We start from the raw sequence: 17,788 nt of genomic DNA on the forward strand, positions 1-17,788 counted from the left end.
ACCCCACTCATGGCATGACGTCGCCGGCGTTCGGGCCAAGCGTCTGGCCGACAAACAGATTGCCGCCCGGCTCGCTGGCGAGCAGCACGGCGGTGGGCGCTACTTCATCGGCCAGGCCGAAGCGGCCCAGGGGCAGCTCGGCGGCTTTGGCGCGTTTCCAAGCCTCGCTGATCCCGCCCACTAACGGCGTTTCGATCGGCCCCGGGGCGATGGCGTTGACCAGCACATTGTCCTTGGCCACTTCCAGGGCCAGGGACTTGGTGAAGCCGATCACCCCGGCCTTGGCGGCGGCGTAGTGGGTCAGCTCGGCGCCGCCCTTGATGCCCAGTTGCGAGGCCACATTGATGATCCGCCCCCAGCGCTGCGCCAGCATGTGCGGCAGGGCGCACTGACTGGCGACGAACACGCTGGTGAGGTCGACGCGCAGCATGTCGTTCCACATTTCGAGGGTCAGATCGACACAACGCGCCTGGGTCAGCATGCCGGCGTTGTTGACCAGAATATCGATACCGCCGAAGTGCTCGACACACCGGTCGACCCCGGCCTGAGCGCCTTCTAGCGTGCCGACATCGGCCACACACTCGACCACCTCGGCGCCCAGGTTGCGGCAGGTGATCGCGGTTTCGGCGAGGCTGGTGGGGTTGCGGTCGGCCAATAACAGACGCGCGCCTTCAACCGCATAAGCACGGGCGATGGCGGCACCAATGCCGCTGCCGGCACCGGTGATCACAGCGCGACGATCAGTGAGTTGGGGCATATCCATTCTCCAGAAACAAACACAATTTCAATGTGAGAGGGGCCTGCCCCCGATTGCAGGGGGTCAGCCAGGGCAGCTGTGTCTGGCACACCCCCATCGGGGGCAAGCCCCCTCCCACAGTTGAAGCGAGTACATCCGTCGGGCCAGTGGCATTCCATAGTGGGAGCGAGTACATCCGTCAGGCCAGGGTCATTCCAATGTGGGAGCGAGTACATCCGTCAGGCCAGTGGCATTCCATAGTGGGAGCGAGTACATCCGTCAGGCCAGTGGCATTCCAATGTGGGAGGGGGCTTGCCCCCGATTGCGGCGGTTCAGCCAGGGCAGCTGTGTCTGACCCACCACCATCGGGGGCAAGCCCCCTCCCCCCCATCAGTCAGGCCAGCGTACGGTCAGGCCGCCGTCGATGACGATGCTCTGGCCGGTGAGGTAGCTGGACGCATCACTGGTCAAGAACTGCACCAGCGACGCCACTTCATCGGCGCGCCCTACCCGGCCCAGCGGAATAGCGCGGGCGGCTTTGGCCAGGCCTTCGGGGCCGAGGGAGTTTTTGGCGTCCAGGGACTGCGGCGTCTCGATCAGGCCCGGGATCACCGCATTGCAGCGAATGCCCAGAGGCGCCAGTTCCACCGCCAGCGAACGGCACAACCCCGGCACACCAGCCTTGGCGGCGGCGTAGTGGCTGTGGTCCTGCCAGCCGTACACGCCGCCGGCAATCGACGAAATCGCCACTAACGCGCCGCCCTCGTTCATATGCCGACTGGCAGCGCGAAAGGTGCGCATGACGCCCGTCAGGTCGACATTTAGCATCTCGTCCCACAGCGCATCGGTCATGTCCAGTAACGGTGCGCGACGCAGCAGGCCGGCGTTGGCCACCGCATAGTCGAGCCGACCGAAATGCTGCACAGCCTGCGCGGCCAAGGCGTCCACCGAGGCGGTGTCGCCCACGTCCAGCGGCAACATCAGGCAGACGCCACCGGCTTCTTGCACCAGGCTCACAGTGATCTGCGGATCATGGGGATCAGCCGGAAAATACCCGCCCACTACCGTCACGCCATTGCGCGCATAGGCCACGGCCAGGGCTTGGCCGATGCCGCTGGCGGCACCGGTAATCAAGGCAACTTTACGATTCATCGAATACTCCTTACTGCACGGTTTCCGGGCGGACATGGCGGGCGGCAAACATCAGCGCACCGGACAGGAAGCACGGCAACGCACCGAACCACAGCGCCGCGGTCTGCCAGTCGCTGCCGGCGGACAACACTTGAGTGGCACCAAAGCCTGCGACCACCGCACCGATGGGCCCCATGGCATGGATGATCGCGCCGCCGGTGGCGCGAATGCTGGTGGGGAAACTTTCACTGATAAAGAACAGCGCCGCCGAGTACGGCCCGATCAGGAAGAACAGGCCCAGGCTGTACAAGCCCACCACCATGGCCATATTGCTCGGGCCGAACAGCATGCCGGCGAACGACAGACCGCCGAGCATCCAGCCCAGGCCGATCACATTGCGGCGGCCGATCTTGTCGCCCATCCAGCCATGGCTGAGGTAGCCGCAGTAACCCACCAGGTTCGACAGCACCAGGATGATCAGCGAGTTCTCGAACGAGATGTGGTGCACGCTGACGATCACCGACGTGCCCAGCACACTGAACACCTGGATCGCCGCCCAGTTGAGCAACAGCGCGGCGCCGATCACCAGGGTGGCGCGGCGTGCCGGGCCACGGAATGCGGCTTTGAGCCCGGCCTTGCTGTGTTCGTCGTAGTCCACGCCGTAGGTGGCGGCGACGTTCTGCGCTTCGTTCACCGCGCCACTTTTACGCAGTTCGCTGATGCGCTGATGGATCTGGAACTGCGGGCTCTCCTTGAGCTTGCGCGCCATGATTGCAATCACAATGGCCGGGATCGCCGCGAAGATAAAACACCCCTGCCAACCGATGATCGGCAGCAACAAGGCGGTCAACCCCGCCGCAATCAGCGCCCCTACCGGCCAGCCGCCCTGCACCAGGCTGTAGATGAAACCGCGTCGTTTGGTCAGTCGCGGGTCTTCCGACGCGCCATACAGCTCGGTGAGGTAGGTGGCATTGACGGTTTCTTCGGCATAACCCAGACCGCCCAACGAACGGATCAGAATCAGCGGCGACTTGCCCCACGCCCCGCCGATCGCGGTCAGCGCCGTACACAGCGCCGAACCGGCCACGGTGAAAATAATCCCTTTGCGCCGCCCCAGTTTGTCGACGATAGGGCCGATGGCCAGGGCGACCACGGCGGTGCCCACCGCCACCCAGGTCGCGATCTCGGCTTGCTCCACTTCACCCCAGCCGAAGTGCCGGCCGATCTCCGGCAGCAAGGTGCCGAACAGAATGAAGTCGTACACCGCAAACACCCAGGCGAAAAACGCGATCCAGGTGGCGAAGCGCACTTCCTGGGACGTCAATTGCCGGGGTTTCCAACCGGTCAGGTCAAGCTTGTTGTAGATGGACATGGGTGGCGCCTCAAGGGGTGGGGTCAGGAACGCGGTTGGCGACGGATAAAGTCGTCGGCGATTTCATCGAACGTGACAAAACGCACGCCGGCATGGCTCTGGATGTGTTCGATCAAGCGTTCGAGCATCAGCAGCACTTGCGGGCGGCCGGATACGTCGGGGTGGATGGTCATGGTGAACACCGCGTGTTCGTGTTCGCGGTAGACCCAGTCGAACTGGTCGCGCCACATTTCTTCGAGGTGACGCGGGTTGACGAAGCCGTGGCTGTTGGGGGCTTTCTTGATGAACATCATCGGCGGCAGGTCATCCAGGTACCAGTTGGCCGGGATCTCTACCAAGTCGGTTTCTTCACCGCGTACCAGCGGTTTCATCCAGGTGTCGGGGTGCTGGCTGTAGTCGATCTTGGTCCAGCTGTCGCCCTTGCGTACGTAGTAGGGGTGGAAGTCGTTATGCATCAGGCTGTGGTCGTACTTGATGCCTTTTTTCAGCAACAGCTCGTTGGTGACCTTGCTGAATTCCCACCACGGCGCAACGTAGCCGGTGGGGCGTTTGCCGGTGACTTGGGTGATCAGTTCGATGGACTTGTCGAGGACGATTTCTTCCTGCTCGGCGGTCATCGCAATCGGGTTTTCGTGGCTGTAGCCGTGCACGCCGATTTCGTGGCCGGCATCGGCGACAGCCTTCATCTGCTCGGGGAAAGTCTCCATCGAGTGGCCGGGGATAAACCAGGTGGTGCGCAGGCCGTAGCGTTCGAACAGTTTGAGCAGGCGCGGCGCGCCGACTTCGCCGGCGAACAGGCCGCGAGAGATGTCATCCGGCGAGTCCTCGCCGCCGTAGGAACCGAGCCAGCCGGCGACGGCATCAACGTCGACGCCAAATGCACAAAGGATGTCTTTAGCCATGGTGTATCTCCTTAAACGTTAAGTACGGATTCGACGGACAACGCGGCGCGCAGCAGGCGCGCGTCCTCCCCCATCGGGGCGCTGAGCAGCATCCCGGTGGGCAGGCCCAAGGCATCGCGGCCACTGGGCAAGGTCACGCCGGGCATGTCCAGCAGGCTGCCGGGCATGGTCAGGCGCAGGGTGGCGAGGTTGGTGGTGGCGAACAGGTCGTCGTCGGCTTCCAGAGGCGCCAGGGCCGGGGCGACGTGGGCGACGGTGGGCGTGATCAGGATCGCGCCGTCGAGGTCGTCGACCAGTTGGAGTTGCAGGCGTTGGCGTGCCTCGATCAGGCCGATCAACTGGTTGGCGGGCAGCCCGCGGGCGGTTTCGAGGCGGCGGCGCACCCGTGGATCGAGTTGCGCGGCGTCGGCGCTGTCGAGCAGGGCTTGGTGCAGGGCGAAGGCTTCGAAGGCGCCGAGCCAGCCATGTTGGTGGATCAGTTCCAGTGCGCCTTTGAAGGTCGGGCTTTCACGGTTTTCGACCAGCGCACCGGCGGCTTTGAGTTGCTCCACGGCGCGCAGCAAGTTATTGCCTACGGCCGGTTCAACGTGGCTCAGCACGCTGTGCTCCAGCACAAACCGCTGACCCTTTAGGCTGCGTGCGGTATGGGTGTGCGTGCGGCCGTGAAGGATATCGTCGAGGGTCAGGGCATCGCGCACGCTACGCGTCAGCGGGCCGAGACTGTCGAGGGTGCGAGCCAAAGGGAACACACCGTCGCGGTTATAGCGCCGACTGCTGCTGCGATACCCCACCAGGCCATTGAAGGCCGAGGGGATGCGGATCGAGCCGGCGGTGTCGGTGCCCATGGCGATCGGCACGATTCCAGCGGCGACGGCCACCGCCGAACCGGACGACGAACCACCGGGGATACGCGGCTGATCGCTGGCATGGGGATTACGCGGCGTGCCGAAATGCGGGTTCAGTCCCAGGCCGGAATACGCCAGCTCACTGAGGTTGGTCTTGCCCACGCTGACCATGCCGGCGCGGCACAACAGGCCGACAACGGGCGCATCGAGCGCGGCGGCGGGGGCATTGCGACGGTAGGCGGCACCGGCGGTGGTGACGCTGCCGGCCATGTCAAACAGGTCTTTCCAGGCCAGCGGCACGCCGTCGAACGGGCTCAATGGCTGACCGGCACGCCAGCGGGCAGCCGCGGCTTCGGCTTCACGGCGTGCGCGGTCGGCGGTGAGGCTGATAAACACGCAGCTAGACCGCCGGGCCTGGTCAAGCGAGTGCTCCAGAGCTTGCACCGGGTCGCTGCGACCGTGGGCGAAATCCTCGGCCATTGATGTGGCATCTGACATCAGCGCAGTCCTTTTAAAACGTACATATTCATAAAATGTACATTTTACAAAGGCAGCTTTCGTGCCAGGCTTGGGTGATCTACTGGCGCTTTCCGGGTCGTTAACGCTAGAAATAGCGGACTAGAGCCCTTGCAGGGTTGCAGAATAATCCGACAAGCAGAGGAGAAGTGACTTAGGCTCAAATAATGTATCTTTTATTAATAAGTACATTTTGGTGCAGAAAAGTAACAACGATCCGTTTCAGGCCCCAAAAAAGTGCCCACAACGTGGCGCAGAGTGACACCCACATCTATGAGAGAATCCCCGGCCATCGTCCTACATGCTCTTGAGAAATCGATGAAAGCAGCGTCTGCCTCGGCCTCCCGTTACGCGATGATTCACCAGGTGCTGCGAGATGCGATCGTCAACGGCACCGCCCGCCATGGGCTGGTGTTGCTGGAAGCGCCCCTGGCCGATTTGTTCGGCACCAGCCGCGTGCCGGTACGCCGGGCGTTGGACCTGCTGCATGAAGAAGGGCTGATTTGCCGTTTCAATGGCCGCGGTTACTTGATCAATCCCGAAGGCCTGGCCATGGAGCCGCTGCGCCTGCCCTTGAGCGCTGCGCACCTGGGCTTGAACGGCGAAGATGAGTTGGTGGACACACGACCGTTGGGCGAACGGATCGTCGATGAAATCGGCGCGGCGCTGTCCACCTGCATCGCCTTCGGCCATTACCGCCTGGATGAACAGGCGGCCGCCGAACACTACGGCGTCAGCCGCGCGGTGGTGCGTGAAGCGCTTATGCGTTTACGCGACCGTGGCCTGGTGGAAAAGGAGCCCTACTCCCAATGGCTGGCCGGCCCGTTGACGGCCCGGGAAGTGACCGAGGACTACGAACTGCGCGCCTGCCTGGAGCCCGAAGCTTTGCGCCAGAGCGCGCCGAACCTCGACCGCGAGGTGCTGCAAGCCATGCTGCAACGGGTACTGGACGCCCAGAGCACCGCGCACTGCAGCCTGGAAGCCATCGAGCGCATCGAGGAGGACTTGCACCAGCACTGCCTGGCCGGTCTGCAAAACCGCAAGATCGCGGCGTTGATCCGCCAGGGCCAGAGCCCGATGATCATCAGCCGGATATTCCATGGTTTGCTGGGGATCGGCGCCGATCCGTCGATGCTTGCCGAACATCGCTTGATTCTCGAACTGCTGCTGCACGGTGCCTTCGATGCCGCCGCGCTGAACCTGCGCGAGCACTTGCAGCGGGCGCGACAGCGAATGTTGCAGCGCTTGAAAGTACTCTCGGTGCTGCCAGAACAGCCGCTCCCGGCCTACCTTCATAAAATCAGCTGACCCCCATGGCCGGATCGCCGCCGTAATTTTATGCAATATGTTGCTATCTCACCCCCACCATTGAAACCACCGCTACCTCGCCCCATCTAAGCACCATACTTCCTGATGCAGGTGCCCCATGAGCGACCAGCAAGAATTTCCCGATTACGACCTCAACGATTACGCCGACCCCGAAAACGCTGAATCCCACTCGTCCAATACCGGCCTGGCCCTGCCTGGGCAGAACCTGCCGGACAAGGTCTATATCATCCCGATCCACAATCGGCCGTTCTTCCCCGCGCAAGTGTTGCCGGTGATCGTCAATGAAGAACCCTGGGCCGAAACCCTGGAACTGGTGAGCAAGTCCGAGCACCACTCCCTGGCCCTGTTCTTTATGGACACGCCGCCGGAAGACCCGCGCCACTTCGACACCTCCAGCCTGCCGCTGTACGGCACCCTGGTGAAGGTGCATCACGCCAGCCGCGAAAACGGCAAGCTGCAATTCGTCGCCCAGGGCCTGACCCGCGTGAGGATTCGCACCTGGCTCAAGCACCATCGCCCGCCGTACCTGGTGGAAGTCGAATACCCACACCAGCCGTCCGAGCCGACCGACGAGGTCAAGGCTTACGGCATGGCGCTGATCAACGCGATCAAGGAGCTGCTGCCCCTCAACCCGTTGTACAGCGAAGAGTTGAAGAACTACCTCAACCGCTTCAGCCCCAACGACCCATCGCCGCTGACCGACTTCGCCGCCGCCCTCACCTCCGCCACCGGCAACGAACTGCAGGAAGTGCTGGACTGCGTGCCCATGCTCAAGCGCATGGAAAAAGTGCTGCCGATGCTGCGCAAGGAAGTCGAGGTCGCGCGCCTGCAAAAAGAGCTGTCCGCCGAAGTGAACCGCAAGATCGGCGAGCATCAGCGCGAGTTCTTCCTCAAGGAACAGCTCAAAGTCATCCAGCAGGAACTGGGTTTGACCAAGGACGACCGCAGCGCGGACGTCGAGCAATTTGAGCAACGCCTGGAAGGCAAAGTACTGCCGGCCCAGGCGAAAAAACGCATCGATGAAGAACTCAACAAACTGTCGATCCTGGAAACCGGCTCGCCGGAATACGCGGTCACCCGCAACTATCTGGATTGGGCCACGTCGGTGCCATGGGGCGTATATGGCGAGGACAAACTCGACCTTAAGCACGCGCGCAAGGTGCTGGATAAACACCACGCAGGCCTTGATGACATCAAGAGCCGCATCCTCGAATTCCTCGCGGTGGGCGCCTATAAAGGCGAAGTCGCCGGTTCCATTGTGCTGCTGGTGGGCCCGCCGGGCGTGGGCAAAACCAGTGTCGGCAAATCCATCGCCGAGTCCCTGGGCCGCCCGTTCTATCGGTTCAGCGTCGGCGGCATGCGTGACGAGGCCGAAATCAAGGGCCATCGCCGCACCTACATCGGCGCCCTGCCCGGCAAACTGGTGCAGGCGCTCAAGGACGTGGAGGTGATGAACCCGGTAATCATGCTCGACGAGATCGACAAGATGGGCCAGAGCTTCCAGGGCGACCCGGCGTCGGCGCTGCTGGAAACCCTGGACCCTGAGCAGAATGTCGAATTCCTCGACCACTACCTGGACCTGCGCCTGGACCTGTCCAAGGTGCTGTTCGTGTGCACCGCCAACACCCTGGATTCCATCCCCGGCCCACTGCTCGACCGTATGGAAGTGATTCGCCTGTCGGGCTATATCACCGAAGAGAAAGTCGCCATCGCCAAGCGCCATCTATGGCCCAAGCAGCTGGAAAAAGCCGGCGTGGCAAAAAACAGCCTGACCATCAGCGATGGCGCCCTGCGCGCGCTGATCGACGGTTACGCCCGTGAAGCTGGGGTGCGCCAGTTGGAGAAACAGCTGGGCAAACTGGTGCGCAAAGCGGTGGTCAAGTTGCTGGATGCGCCGGACAGCGTGATCAAGATCGGCAACAAGGATCTGGAAAGCTCCCTGGGCACGCCGGTGTTCCGTAATGAACAAGTGTTGTCCGGCATTGGCGTCATCACCGGCCTGGCGTGGACCAGCATGGGCGGTGCCACCTTGCCGATTGAAGCGACGCGCATTCACACCCTTAACCGCGGCTTCAAGCTGACCGGCCAGTTGGGTGAGGTGATGAAGGAGTCCGCCGAAATCGCCTACAGCTACATCAGTTCGAACCTGAAGTCTTTTGGCGGCGACCCGAAGTTCTTCGACGAAGCCTTTGTGCACCTGCATGTGCCGGAAGGCGCCACGCCGAAGGATGGCCCAAGTGCTGGCGTGACCATGGCCAGCGCCCTGCTGTCCCTGGCACGTAACCAACCGCCGAAGAAAGGCGTGGCCATGACCGGCGAACTGACACTGACTGGGCATGTGCTGCCAATTGGCGGAGTGCGCGAAAAAGTAATCGCCGCGCGGCGCCAGAAGATCCATGAACTGATCCTGCCAGAGCCCAATCGCGGCAGTTTCGAAGAGTTGCCGGAGTACCTGAAGGAAGGCATGACGGTGCATTTCGCCAAGCGCTTTGCGGATGTGGCGAAGGTGCTGTTCTGATAGACCGTTAGCGCTTGCACCGGCCTCATCGGGGGCAAGCCCCCTCCCACAGTTTGATTTGTGAACATACTCAAGTGTGGGAGGGGGCTTGCCCCCGATGGCGCGAGTGGCCGCAACCTGTATCCACCTTGTAACACCCTGTCTTATCTTCGGTTATGCTCGGTCTTCGTCGCCAAACAACGGAGCCCTTATGACCGCTGCCCGCCTGCTTCTCCCCTTGAGCCTTGCCCTGCTGGCCGCCTGCGCCAGCGCTCCCAAGCAAAACGTCACCGTGGAAAACCAGAGCGCCTGCCCGCTCCAGCTGAAAACCGGGCAAAACCTGATCCTCACCCTGCCCAGCAACCCCACCACCGGTTACCGCTGGGCCATCCAGGATTCGGCCGGCGGCGTGCTGCGTGCGCTGAGCCCCGAGGTCTACAGCAGCAGCGAATCCGGGGTGATCGGCGACGGCGGCCAGTCGACCTGGCGGTTCCAGGCTTTCGCGCCGGGTCAGGGTCGCTTGCGCCTGACCTCCCAGCAGCCCTGGGAGCCGGAAGCCGAACCCGTTGAAGCCTTCGACTGCGCCATTACGGTGAACTGATATGCCGTGGCTGATTCTTGCGCTGATGGGCGCCGGCACTTTTATCTACGGCCTGACCACCCACGCCACGCTGCTGTGCCTGCTGGTCAAACCCTTGCCGGTGCTGGCACTGCTGGGCTGGCTGCACGATGCGCCGCCCACCGACTATCGCCGCTGGATCAGCCTGGGACTGATTTTCTCACTGGTGGGGGATGTTCTGCTGGCCTGGCCGGGGGACCTGTTTATCTTTGGCCTGGGCGCATTTCTGTTGGCGCACTTGGCGTACCTCAAGGCCTACTTCAGCGATTGCCGCCGCTTGGCGCCGCTGCCGTTGATCCTCGCGCTGGGCGTGGGAGCGGTGCTGTTGAGCATCCTGATCTCCCATGGCCTGGGGGATTTGTTAATACCTGTGGTGGTTTATGCCCTGGTGATCAGCGCCATGCTCTGGCGCGCGCTGGCCCGCTTGGGCGGTGATGTGCCCAAGCGTTCGGCGCTGCTGGCCGCGGCGGGAGCCGCATCCTTTGTGTTTTCCGACACGCTGATCGGCATCAATCGGTTCGTGGTCGCGTTCGAGGCCGCGCCGTATTTGCTGATTACTACCTATTGGCTTGGCCAGTGGGGTATCACGGCCTCGGCTTTCCATCAGACAACACGGGCATCCGAGGGGCAACTTGGCTAAAATGCCGGCCTTTCCCCCACCGTCGCCGGAACAACCGTGAGCCAAGAACCCGATCGCCTGTTCGCCCAGCCCCTGCCCCAGGTGCCGGACTTCGCCTTTAACGAGGATGTAGTGCGGGTGTTTCCCGACATGATCAAACGCTCGGTGCCTGGGTATCCGACCATTGTCGAGAACCTCGGCGTGCTGGCCGCGCAGTTCGCCCAACCCCACAGCGTGCTCTACGACCTGGGCTCATCCCTCGGCGCGGTGACCCAGGCTCTGCGGCGCCATGTGCGCACCGAGGGCTGCTCGGTGATCGCGGTGGACAATTCGGCGGCGATGGTCGAACGCTGTCGCGAATACCTCAATGGCCAGGACTCGATGTTTCAAGAGTTGCTGCCGGTGCAGGTGGTCGAGGGCGATATCCTCGCGTTGCAGTTCCAGCCGGCTTCGGTGGTGGCGCTGAACTTCACCTTGCAGTTCATCGCCCCCGAGGAGCGCCTGGCGTTGCTCGGCCGCATTCGTCAGGCGCTGTTGCCGGGCGGCGCGCTGATCCTTTCGGAAAAGCTGCGCTTCAATGACCTGGAAGAACACGCACTGCTCACCGACCTGCATGTGGCGTTCAAACGCGCCAATGGCTACAGCGAACTGGAAATCGCCCAGAAACGCAGCGCCATCGAAAACGTCATGAAGCCCGACAGCCTCGAAGAACACCGCGAACGCCTGCTGGCGGCCGGGTTCTCGAAAGTCGTGCCGTGGTTCCAGTGTCTTAACTTTGCCTCGTTGATTGCCTTGCCATGATTGATCTGTCCCCCCTCGCCCGCCATCTGGTCGGCACGCCCCTGGCCGTCTGGGCCCAGGGCCTGCAGGCGCAACTCGACAGCAAAATGGAGAAAGGCCACGGCGACCTCGCGCGCTGGCAGAGCGCGCTGGACGCGCTGCCGACCCTCGCGCCCGACCACGTCGACCTGCTGAACGGCCTGACCCTGGACGCCGACTGCGACGACGCCACCCGCGCGCAGATGCACACCGCACTCATGGGCCTGAGCCCCTGGCGCAAAGGCCCGTTCCATTTGTTCGGCGTGCATGTGGACACCGAATGGCGCTCGGACTGGAAGTGGTCGCGGGTGGCGCCGCACCTGAACCTCAAGGGCAAGCGCATCCTCGACGTCGGCTGCGGCAACGGCTACTACATGTGGCGCATGCTCGGCGCCGGTGCCGACAGCGTGATCGGCGTGGACCCCAACTGGTTGTTCTTCTGCCAGTTCCAGGCGGTGCAACGCTACCTGTCCGAGCCCAAAGCCTGGCACCTACCGTTCCCGTTCGAAGACCTGCCGCCCAACCTGGAAGGCTTCGACACGGTGTTTTCCATGGGCGTTTTCTACCACCGTCGCTCGCCCATCGAGCACTTGCTGGCGCTCAAGGACACACTGGTCAAGGGCGGCGAGCTGGTGCTGGAAACCTTGGTAGTGGAAGGCGATCAGCAGCAAGTGCTGGTGCCGGAAGATCGCTACGCGCAGATGCGCAACGTGTGGTTCCTGCCCTCGGTGCCGGCGTTGATGCTATGGCTGCGGCGTGCCGGGTTCAGTGATGTGCGGTGTGTGGATGTGAGTGTGACCACGGTGCAGGAACAGCGTGGGACGGAATGGATGAAGTATCAATCCCTCAGCGATTTCCTCGATCCGGATGATCACAGCAAGACCATTGAAGGGCTGCCGGCGCCTATGCGGGCCGTCATCATCGCCAAAAAGTAAGCCCCCGTCCCGCTGGAAAAATGAAGCTCAAAATATGGGAGGGGGCTTGCCCCCGATTTCAGAGTGTCGGTCAGCATAGCCTTAGCTGACCCGCCGTCATCGGGGGCAAGCCCCCTCCCACATTTGATCTGCTGTGTTCTTTAGAGGGCGGGTTTGGCACGGCGCGCTTTGAAGAATTCGCTCAGCACCGTGCCGCACTCTTCAGCCAGTACACCGCCTTCAAACAACACCCGATGATTCAAAAAGCCCTGGGTAAAAAACTGCCCCTGGCTCTGCACGATCCCCGCCTTAGGCTCCAACGCGCCGTACACCACCCGTGCGATGCGTGAATGCACGATCAAACCGGCGCACATGCTGCACGGCTCCAGGGTCACATACAGCGTGCTGCCTGGCAGGCGGTAGTTGCTGACGGCCTGGGCGGCGGCGCGGATGGCGACCATTTCGGCGTGGGCGCTAGGGTCGTTACCGCTGATGGGGCAATTAAAGCCTCGTCCGATGATTTCACCGTCCTGCACCAGCACCGCGCCGACCGGCACCTCACCCAGCGCTGCGCCTTGGGCGGCGAGGGCCAGGGCTTCACGCATAAAGTCCTGGTCCCGGCTGCGGTCGATGATCGCGGTGGGGCGAAACTGACGCATCACGCCACCTCGATGGCGGCCATCAGGCCGGTTTCCATATGGTCGATCACATGGCAGTGGAACATCCACACCCCAGGGTTATCCGCCACCAACGCCACGCGGGCGCGCTCGTTCTTGCCCAGCAGGTAGGTGTCGGTGAAATACGGGATCACCTTGTGGCGGTTAGAGGCGATCACCTTGAAACTCATGCCGTGCAGGTGGATCGGGTGCTGGTACTGAGTCATGTTCTTCAATTCGAAAATGTAGCTCTTGCCCTTTTCCAGCTTGGCGATCGGGCGGTCGGCGCAGGTTTTGTCGGTGATGTCCCAGGCCTGGCCGTTGATCTGCCACAGGCTCGGCGGCTTGCCGTTGTCCACATTGACCGAGACCGAACCAACCCACTCGAAATTGAAGTTGAGTTTCTCGGCATTGGCCAGGTCCGGCTCGCTGATCGGGTTGGCCGGCAGCGCCGGTGGCCAGTCGGTGGGCGCGTCGGTATTGGCCACTGAGCGGAAGGTGCCCAGGCGCACCGGGCCGTTGCGGATCGACAGTTCTTCACCCGCCGCCGGCGCCTTGATCGCCAGGCAGATACGCATGCCCGGGCCCAGCCAGTACTCCTTGCCCAGCGGGCGCGGTTCGATAGGGTTGCCATCCAACGCATAGATGCGCGCTTCGACGTCGGGAATATTGATGCGATAGGTCAGGGTGTTATCCAGATTGAGCAGACGCACACGGGTGATCTGCCCGGCCGGCAAGTCGATCACCGCCTGGGACACACCGTTGATCGTCGACAAGCGCCCGGCCGTACCGCCACGCGCCGCTTCGCGGGGGATGCTGAAGGCGACAAACGCGCCCTCTTCGTCCACGTGCCAGCTCTTGAGGCTCAGGGTGCATTCGTGTTTGAAACCGGTGGGCTCGCGCTCTTCGATGATCAGCGGCCCCACCAGGCCACGGCCGAGTTCTTCGCTGCTGTTGACATGAGGGTGGTACCAGTAGCTGCCGGCGTCGGGCACGCGGAACTTGTAGTCGAAGTATTCGCCAGGCAGCACCGGCAACTGCGAGACGTAGGGCACGCCGTCCATTTCCAGCGGCAGGCGGATGCCATGCCAGTGGATGGTGGTGGCGACCGGCAAGTGGTTGATAAAGCGCACCCGCAACCACTCACCCTGGCGCACACGCAACTCGGTGCCCGGCGCCGACGGGCCGAACGCCCAGGCCTCGGTCTTGTGTCCCGGCACCAGCTCAACATCCAGCGGCGCCGCGATCAGTTCGTAATCGTGCCCCGCCTCGGCCTCGGCGACTTTCCCCAGCCAGTAGCGGTAGGCGCCACCGGCACCGGCGCCCACTACGGCCAGGCCGGCCAGACCACCCAGGATTTGTCGACGGGAAAAGGATCGGGACACAACAACCTCGCGTATCGGCCGCAGGCGCATAGCCTGCAAAGGGCGGATACGATACACCTACACGGGCTAAACAGTAAGGGTTCTCATGTGGGAGGTGACGCCCTCCCACATTTCGGCTTGGCTGCTTTTAGTGCTTGGCGGCGGCCAGGATCAGGGCCTTCATTTCGGCAACCGCGCCTTTGAAGCCGACGAACAGCGCGTGGGCCACCAGGGCATGGCCGATGTTCAGTTCGTTGATGCCCTTGATCGCGGCGACGGCCTCGACGTTGTGGTAGTGCAAGCCGTGGCCGGCATTGACGATCAAGCCTTCATTGAGACCGCAGTTCACGCCTTCGATAATGCGTTGCAGCTCGTCTGCGACCTCCGTCGGCGTGGTGGCATCGGCGTAGCGGCCAGTATGCAGTTCGATGGCGGGCGCGCCGACGCGGCGCGAGGCCTCGATCTGGCGCGGGTCGGCGTCGATAAACAACGACACTTCGCTGCCGATCTTCGACAAACGCTGCACCGCGGCCTTGATCCGCGCTTCCTGGCCGGCCACATCCAGGCCGCCCTCGGTGGTGAGTTCCTGGCGGGTTTCCGGCACCAGGCAGATATGTGCCGGGCGGATGCGCTCGGCGAACGCCATCATTTCTTCGGTGACGCCCATTTCGAAATTCATGCGGGTTTGCAGCACGTCCTTGAGCAGCAGCACGTCGCGTTCCTGGATGTGCCGACGGTCTTCGCGCAAGTGCACGGTGATGCCGTCGGCGCCCGCTTCTTCGGCGTCCAGCGCGGCCTTGACCGGATCGGGGTAGCGAGTGCCCCGGGCCTGGCGCAGGGTAGCGACGTGGTCGATGTTGACGCCAAGAAGAATGCGATTGCTGGTGGTCACGGAAGCGCTCCTGAAAAGGGGAAAGAAACGCTGCACAGCATACACGGGGATGTCAGGGCTTTCGAAACAACTCGCGACTGACCAGCGGCCGCCCGCCCAGGTGCACGGCCAGGGCCTGGCGCATCAGGCGCTTGGCGGCGGACAAGGCGCCGGGCGCGGTCCAGTCGGCTTCGCTCATGGCCAGCAGCTCGGTGCCCTGAAATAGACCGGGTTGCAGCAAGTAGACGCGCTCCAGCCCCGCGTCCACTTGCAGGCGATACATGCCATCGGCGGCGATGGGTTCGCCGTGCAGGTCGTTGTTCAGTTCAAAGCCGTAACCCAGATCGTCCAGCAGACGCCATTCGAAGGCGCGCAGCAACGGCTCCAACGGCCGACCTTCGGCCAGGGCCAGCAACGTGGCGGCGTAGTGATCGAAGACCGCCGGGTGCGGATCTTCGGCTGGCAACAGGCGAATCAGCAGTTCATTTAGGTATAGGCCGCTGAACAGCGCATCGCCATTGAGCCAGGCGGAGGTGCCGACGCTTTCCAGGCGGCCGACGTTCTTCAGCTCGCCCTTGCCGCGAAACTCCACATCCAGCGCCACAAAGGGCCGCGCCAATGTCCCGGCCTTGCCCCGCGCACTGCGCAACACCGCGCGCAGGCGACCTTGGGGGGTGAGGAAATCCACCAGGGCGCTGGTCTCGCGATAGGCACGGCTGTGCAGGACATAGGCGAGTTGGCTGGGAGGTGGGGATTGGGACATGGGCTCTCTATCGTGAAAACAACATAAACCTAATGTGGGAAGGGGCTTGGCCCCGATGGCGGTGGCTCAGTCACGTATTTATTAACTGGTCCACCGCTATCGGGGCCAAGCCCCCTCCCACATTTTTTGCCCTGCGGTGTACTTACAGGTCGCCGTAGCCGAGGGAGCGCAACGCACGCTCGTCATCGGACCAACCGCCTTTCACCTTCACCCACAGGTTGAGCATGATCTTGGAATCGAACAGCAATTCCATATCCTTGCGCGCCTCGGTACCGATGCGCTTGATGCGCTCGCCCTTGTCGCCAATGATGATTTTCTTCTGGCCGTCGCGTTCGACGAGGATCAGCGCATGGATATGCAAGGTCTTGCCCTGCTGCTTGAACTCTTCGATTTCGACGGTGATCTGGTACGGCAGCTCGGCGCCCATCTGGCGCATGATTTTCTCACGCACCAGTTCGGCGGCGAGGAAACGGCTGCTGCGGTCGGTGATCTGGTCTTCCGGGAAGAAGTGTTCGTTCTCCGGCAGGTGCTCGGCGATCACGCGCTCCAGCGCATCGAGGTTGTGGCCGTGCTGGGCGGAAATCGGGATGATCTGGGCGTTCGGCAGTTGTTCCTGCAGCCAGCTCAGGTGCGGCATCAGCTCGGCTTTGTCTTCGATGCGGTCGGTCTTGTTCAGCGCGACGATCAACGGGCCGGTGACGTACTGCACGCGCTCCAGAACCATCTGGTCTTCATCGGTCCACTTGGTGCGGTCGACCACGAAGATCACCACGTCGACGTCTTTCAACGCGGCCGAAGCGGTCTTGTTCATATAGCGGTTAAGGGCTTTTTCGCCGCCTTTGTGCATGCCCGGGGTGTCAACGTAGACCGCTTGCACGTTGCCTTCGGTCTTGATGCCCAGCATGTTGTGGCGGGTGGTCTGCGGCTTGCGCGATGTAATCGCCAGCTTCTGCCCCAGGATGTGGTTGAGCAGCGTGGACTTGCCCACGTTGGGGCGGCCGACGATGGCAACATAGCCACAGCGTGTTGCGGTTGAATCAGTCATGGCCATTCTCCACGCCCAGGGCAATCAGTGCTGCAGCGGCCGCTACCTGTTCGGCAATACGACGGCTCACACCCTGACCTCGGCTTTTTTCGTTCAGTAAGGTGATTTCACATTCCACGAAGAACACGCGGCAATGGGGCTCACCCTGGATATCCACCACTTCGTAGCGGGGCAGTTCGCAGCCGCGCGATTGCAGGAATTCCTGCAGGCGGGTCTTGGGATCTTTGTTGGTATCGACCAGGGTCAGGCTTTCGATCTCGGAGGTCAGCCACGCCGTGACCCGCTCCTTGGCCGCTTCCATGCCCGCATCCAGGTAGATAGCGCCGATCAGCGCTTCGAGGGCATCGGCCAGGATCGATTCACGGCGGAACCCGCCGCTTTTCAATTCGCCGGAACCCAGGCGCAGGTACTCGCCCAGGCCGAAACCGCGAGCCAGTACGGCCAGGGTTTCGCCCTTGACCAGGCGTGCGCGCAGGCGCGATAGCTGGCCTTCACGGGCTTGGGGGAAGCGCTCGAAAAGGGCTTCACCGGCAACGAAATTGAGGATGGCATCACCGAGAAATTCCAGGCGCTCGTTATTGCGCCCTGCGAAGCTGCGGTGTGTGAGGGCAAGGACCATCAATTCCTGGTCCTTGAAGGTGTAGCCGAGCTGGCGCTCGAGACGACTGAGAGAAACGGTCACGGTTTATCCATAGTGAGTTGGTGGCACCGGCGGCCATCGACGATTGACGCAGTGTTCAAATTCAAATCCTGATGGGTGTTGCATGGGACGCGAATTGTCCACGCCCCA

Annotated in this window: 17 protein-coding genes; 6 read left to right on the forward strand and 11 right to left on the reverse strand. The window is 62.6% G+C overall.

What is annotated here, in order from left to right; genetic code table 11:
• Positions 1 to 7: 7 nt before the first annotated feature.
• From ABX75_RS05700 to ABX75_RS05720, 5 genes are all read right to left on the reverse strand, one after another.
• Positions 8 to 757: an SDR family NAD(P)-dependent oxidoreductase gene (locus tag ABX75_RS05700; RefSeq protein ID WP_047881598.1), complete on the reverse strand. Its 750-nt coding sequence runs from the start codon at positions 755 to 757 to the stop codon at positions 8 to 10.
• 369 nt (positions 758 to 1,126) lie between these two features.
• Positions 1,127 to 1,888: an SDR family NAD(P)-dependent oxidoreductase gene (locus tag ABX75_RS05705; RefSeq protein WP_034096067.1), complete on the reverse strand. Its 762-nt coding sequence runs from the start codon at positions 1,886 to 1,888 to the stop codon at positions 1,127 to 1,129.
• Between the two features lie 10 nt (positions 1,889 to 1,898).
• Positions 1,899 to 3,239, reverse strand: coding sequence for an MFS transporter (locus tag ABX75_RS05710; protein WP_047881599.1), 1,341 nt, complete (start codon positions 3,237 to 3,239; stop codon positions 1,899 to 1,901).
• Between the two features lie 23 nt (positions 3,240 to 3,262).
• Positions 3,263 to 4,141: a polysaccharide deacetylase gene (locus ABX75_RS05715; RefSeq protein WP_034096065.1), complete on the reverse strand. Its 879-nt coding sequence runs from the start codon at positions 4,139 to 4,141 to the stop codon at positions 3,263 to 3,265.
• A gap of 11 nt (positions 4,142 to 4,152) precedes the next feature.
• Positions 4,153 to 5,484 carry an amidase gene (locus ABX75_RS05720; RefSeq protein WP_047881600.1) on the reverse strand — a complete coding sequence of 444 codons (1,332 nt, stop codon included), beginning with the start codon at positions 5,482 to 5,484 and terminating at the stop codon, positions 4,153 to 4,155.
• Positions 5,485 to 5,820: 336 nt separating this feature from the next.
• Between ABX75_RS05720 and ABX75_RS05725 the strand changes: the two genes are divergently transcribed.
• The 6 genes from ABX75_RS05725 (at position 5,821) to cmoB (ending at position 12,320) form a co-directional block, all read left to right on the forward strand.
• Positions 5,821 to 6,810 (forward strand): GntR family transcriptional regulator, encoded by a 990-nt coding sequence (locus ABX75_RS05725; protein WP_034096063.1) that lies wholly within the window; start codon positions 5,821 to 5,823, stop codon positions 6,808 to 6,810.
• A 118-nt stretch (positions 6,811 to 6,928) separates the two neighbouring features.
• Positions 6,929 to 9,349 carry an endopeptidase La gene (gene lon / locus ABX75_RS05730; RefSeq protein ID WP_034096062.1) on the forward strand — a complete coding sequence of 807 codons (2,421 nt, stop codon included), beginning with the start codon at positions 6,929 to 6,931 and terminating at the stop codon, positions 9,347 to 9,349.
• A gap of 190 nt (positions 9,350 to 9,539) precedes the next feature.
• On the forward strand, positions 9,540 to 9,929 hold the full coding sequence (locus tag ABX75_RS05735) for a protease inhibitor I42 family protein (protein WP_047881601.1): 390 nt from the start codon (positions 9,540 to 9,542) through the stop codon (positions 9,927 to 9,929).
• A gap of 1 nt (position 9,930) precedes the next feature.
• Positions 9,931 to 10,587 carry a lysoplasmalogenase gene (locus ABX75_RS05740; protein WP_034096060.1) on the forward strand — a complete coding sequence of 219 codons (657 nt, stop codon included), beginning with the start codon at positions 9,931 to 9,933 and terminating at the stop codon, positions 10,585 to 10,587.
• Between the two features lie 36 nt (positions 10,588 to 10,623).
• Positions 10,624 to 11,367, forward strand: coding sequence for a carboxy-S-adenosyl-L-methionine synthase CmoA (cmoA, locus tag ABX75_RS05745; RefSeq protein ID WP_034096059.1), 744 nt, complete (start codon positions 10,624 to 10,626; stop codon positions 11,365 to 11,367).
• Positions 11,364 to 12,320: a tRNA 5-methoxyuridine(34)/uridine 5-oxyacetic acid(34) synthase CmoB gene (gene cmoB, locus ABX75_RS05750; protein ID WP_034111893.1), complete on the forward strand. Its 957-nt coding sequence runs from the start codon at positions 11,364 to 11,366 to the stop codon at positions 12,318 to 12,320. The genes cmoA and cmoB overlap by 4 nt, the downstream gene beginning before the upstream one ends.
• A 140-nt stretch (positions 12,321 to 12,460) precedes the next feature.
• On the opposite strand, the gene tadA is transcribed toward cmoB, so the two are convergent.
• From tadA to rnc, 6 genes are all read right to left on the reverse strand, one after another.
• Complete coding sequence (gene tadA / locus ABX75_RS05755) at positions 12,461 to 12,958, reverse strand: tRNA adenosine(34) deaminase TadA (protein ID WP_034096057.1); 498 nt, start codon at positions 12,956 to 12,958, stop codon at positions 12,461 to 12,463.
• Entirely contained in the window at positions 12,958 to 14,340 is a 1,383-nt protein-coding gene (locus ABX75_RS05760) for a multicopper oxidase family protein (RefSeq protein WP_034096768.1), read from the reverse strand. Before ABX75_RS05760 ends, tadA begins: the two co-directional genes overlap by 1 nt.
• 127 nt (positions 14,341 to 14,467) lie before the next feature.
• Positions 14,468 to 15,211 carry a pyridoxine 5'-phosphate synthase gene (gene pdxJ / locus ABX75_RS05765; protein WP_034096056.1) on the reverse strand — a complete coding sequence of 248 codons (744 nt, stop codon included), beginning with the start codon at positions 15,209 to 15,211 and terminating at the stop codon, positions 14,468 to 14,470.
• Positions 15,212 to 15,263: 52 nt separating this feature from the next.
• Entirely contained in the window at positions 15,264 to 15,953 is a 690-nt protein-coding gene (gene recO / locus ABX75_RS05770) for a DNA repair protein RecO (protein WP_034111891.1), read from the reverse strand.
• 142 nt (positions 15,954 to 16,095) lie between these two features.
• The gene (gene era, locus ABX75_RS05775; RefSeq protein WP_016978271.1) at positions 16,096 to 16,998 is read right to left on the reverse strand and encodes a GTPase Era; all 903 of its coding nucleotides are present in this window, start codon (positions 16,996 to 16,998) and stop codon (positions 16,096 to 16,098) included.
• Positions 16,991 to 17,680, reverse strand: coding sequence for a ribonuclease III (rnc, locus tag ABX75_RS05780; RefSeq protein WP_033902449.1), 690 nt, complete (start codon positions 17,678 to 17,680; stop codon positions 16,991 to 16,993). The genes era and rnc overlap by 8 nt, the downstream gene beginning before the upstream one ends.
• Positions 17,681 to 17,788: the final 108 nt, after the last annotated feature.

The organism is Pseudomonas sp. ARP3 (assembly GCF_001029595.1).
In the GTDB taxonomy this organism is placed as follows: Bacteria; Pseudomonadota; Gammaproteobacteria; order Pseudomonadales; family Pseudomonadaceae; genus Aquipseudomonas; species Aquipseudomonas rhodesiae.

Excerpts from the sequence above, each read along its gene's own strand:
- ABX75_RS05710 (WP_047881599.1), bottom strand. The coding sequence starts at position 3,239 with ATGTCCATCTACAACAAGCTTGACCTGACCGGTTGGAAACCCCGGCAA.
- lon (WP_034096062.1), top strand. The coding sequence starts at position 6,929 with ATGAGCGACCAGCAAGAATTTCCCGATTACGACCTCAACGATTACGCC.
- ABX75_RS05700 (WP_047881598.1), bottom strand. The coding sequence starts at position 757 with ATGCCCCAACTCACTGATCGTCGCGCTGTGATCACCGGTGCCGGCAGC.
- era (WP_016978271.1), bottom strand. The coding sequence starts at position 16,998 with ATGACTGATTCAACCGCAACACGCTGTGGCTATGTTGCCATCGTCGGC.
- ABX75_RS05720 (WP_047881600.1), bottom strand. The coding sequence starts at position 5,484 with ATGTCAGATGCCACATCAATGGCCGAGGATTTCGCCCACGGTCGCAGC.
- recO (WP_034111891.1), bottom strand. The coding sequence starts at position 15,953 with ATGTCCCAATCCCCACCTCCCAGCCAACTCGCCTATGTCCTGCACAGC.
- ABX75_RS05705 (WP_034096067.1), bottom strand. The coding sequence starts at position 1,888 with ATGAATCGTAAAGTTGCCTTGATTACCGGTGCCGCCAGCGGCATCGGC.
- tadA (WP_034096057.1), bottom strand. The coding sequence starts at position 12,958 with ATGCGTCAGTTTCGCCCCACCGCGATCATCGACCGCAGCCGGGACCAG.
- ABX75_RS05735 (WP_047881601.1), top strand. The coding sequence starts at position 9,540 with ATGACCGCTGCCCGCCTGCTTCTCCCCTTGAGCCTTGCCCTGCTGGCC.
- cmoB (WP_034111893.1), top strand. The coding sequence starts at position 11,364 with ATGATTGATCTGTCCCCCCTCGCCCGCCATCTGGTCGGCACGCCCCTG.
- ABX75_RS05740 (WP_034096060.1), top strand. The coding sequence starts at position 9,931 with ATGCCGTGGCTGATTCTTGCGCTGATGGGCGCCGGCACTTTTATCTAC.
- ABX75_RS05715 (WP_034096065.1), bottom strand. The coding sequence starts at position 4,141 with ATGGCTAAAGACATCCTTTGTGCATTTGGCGTCGACGTTGATGCCGTC.
- ABX75_RS05725 (WP_034096063.1), top strand. The coding sequence starts at position 5,821 with ATGAAAGCAGCGTCTGCCTCGGCCTCCCGTTACGCGATGATTCACCAG.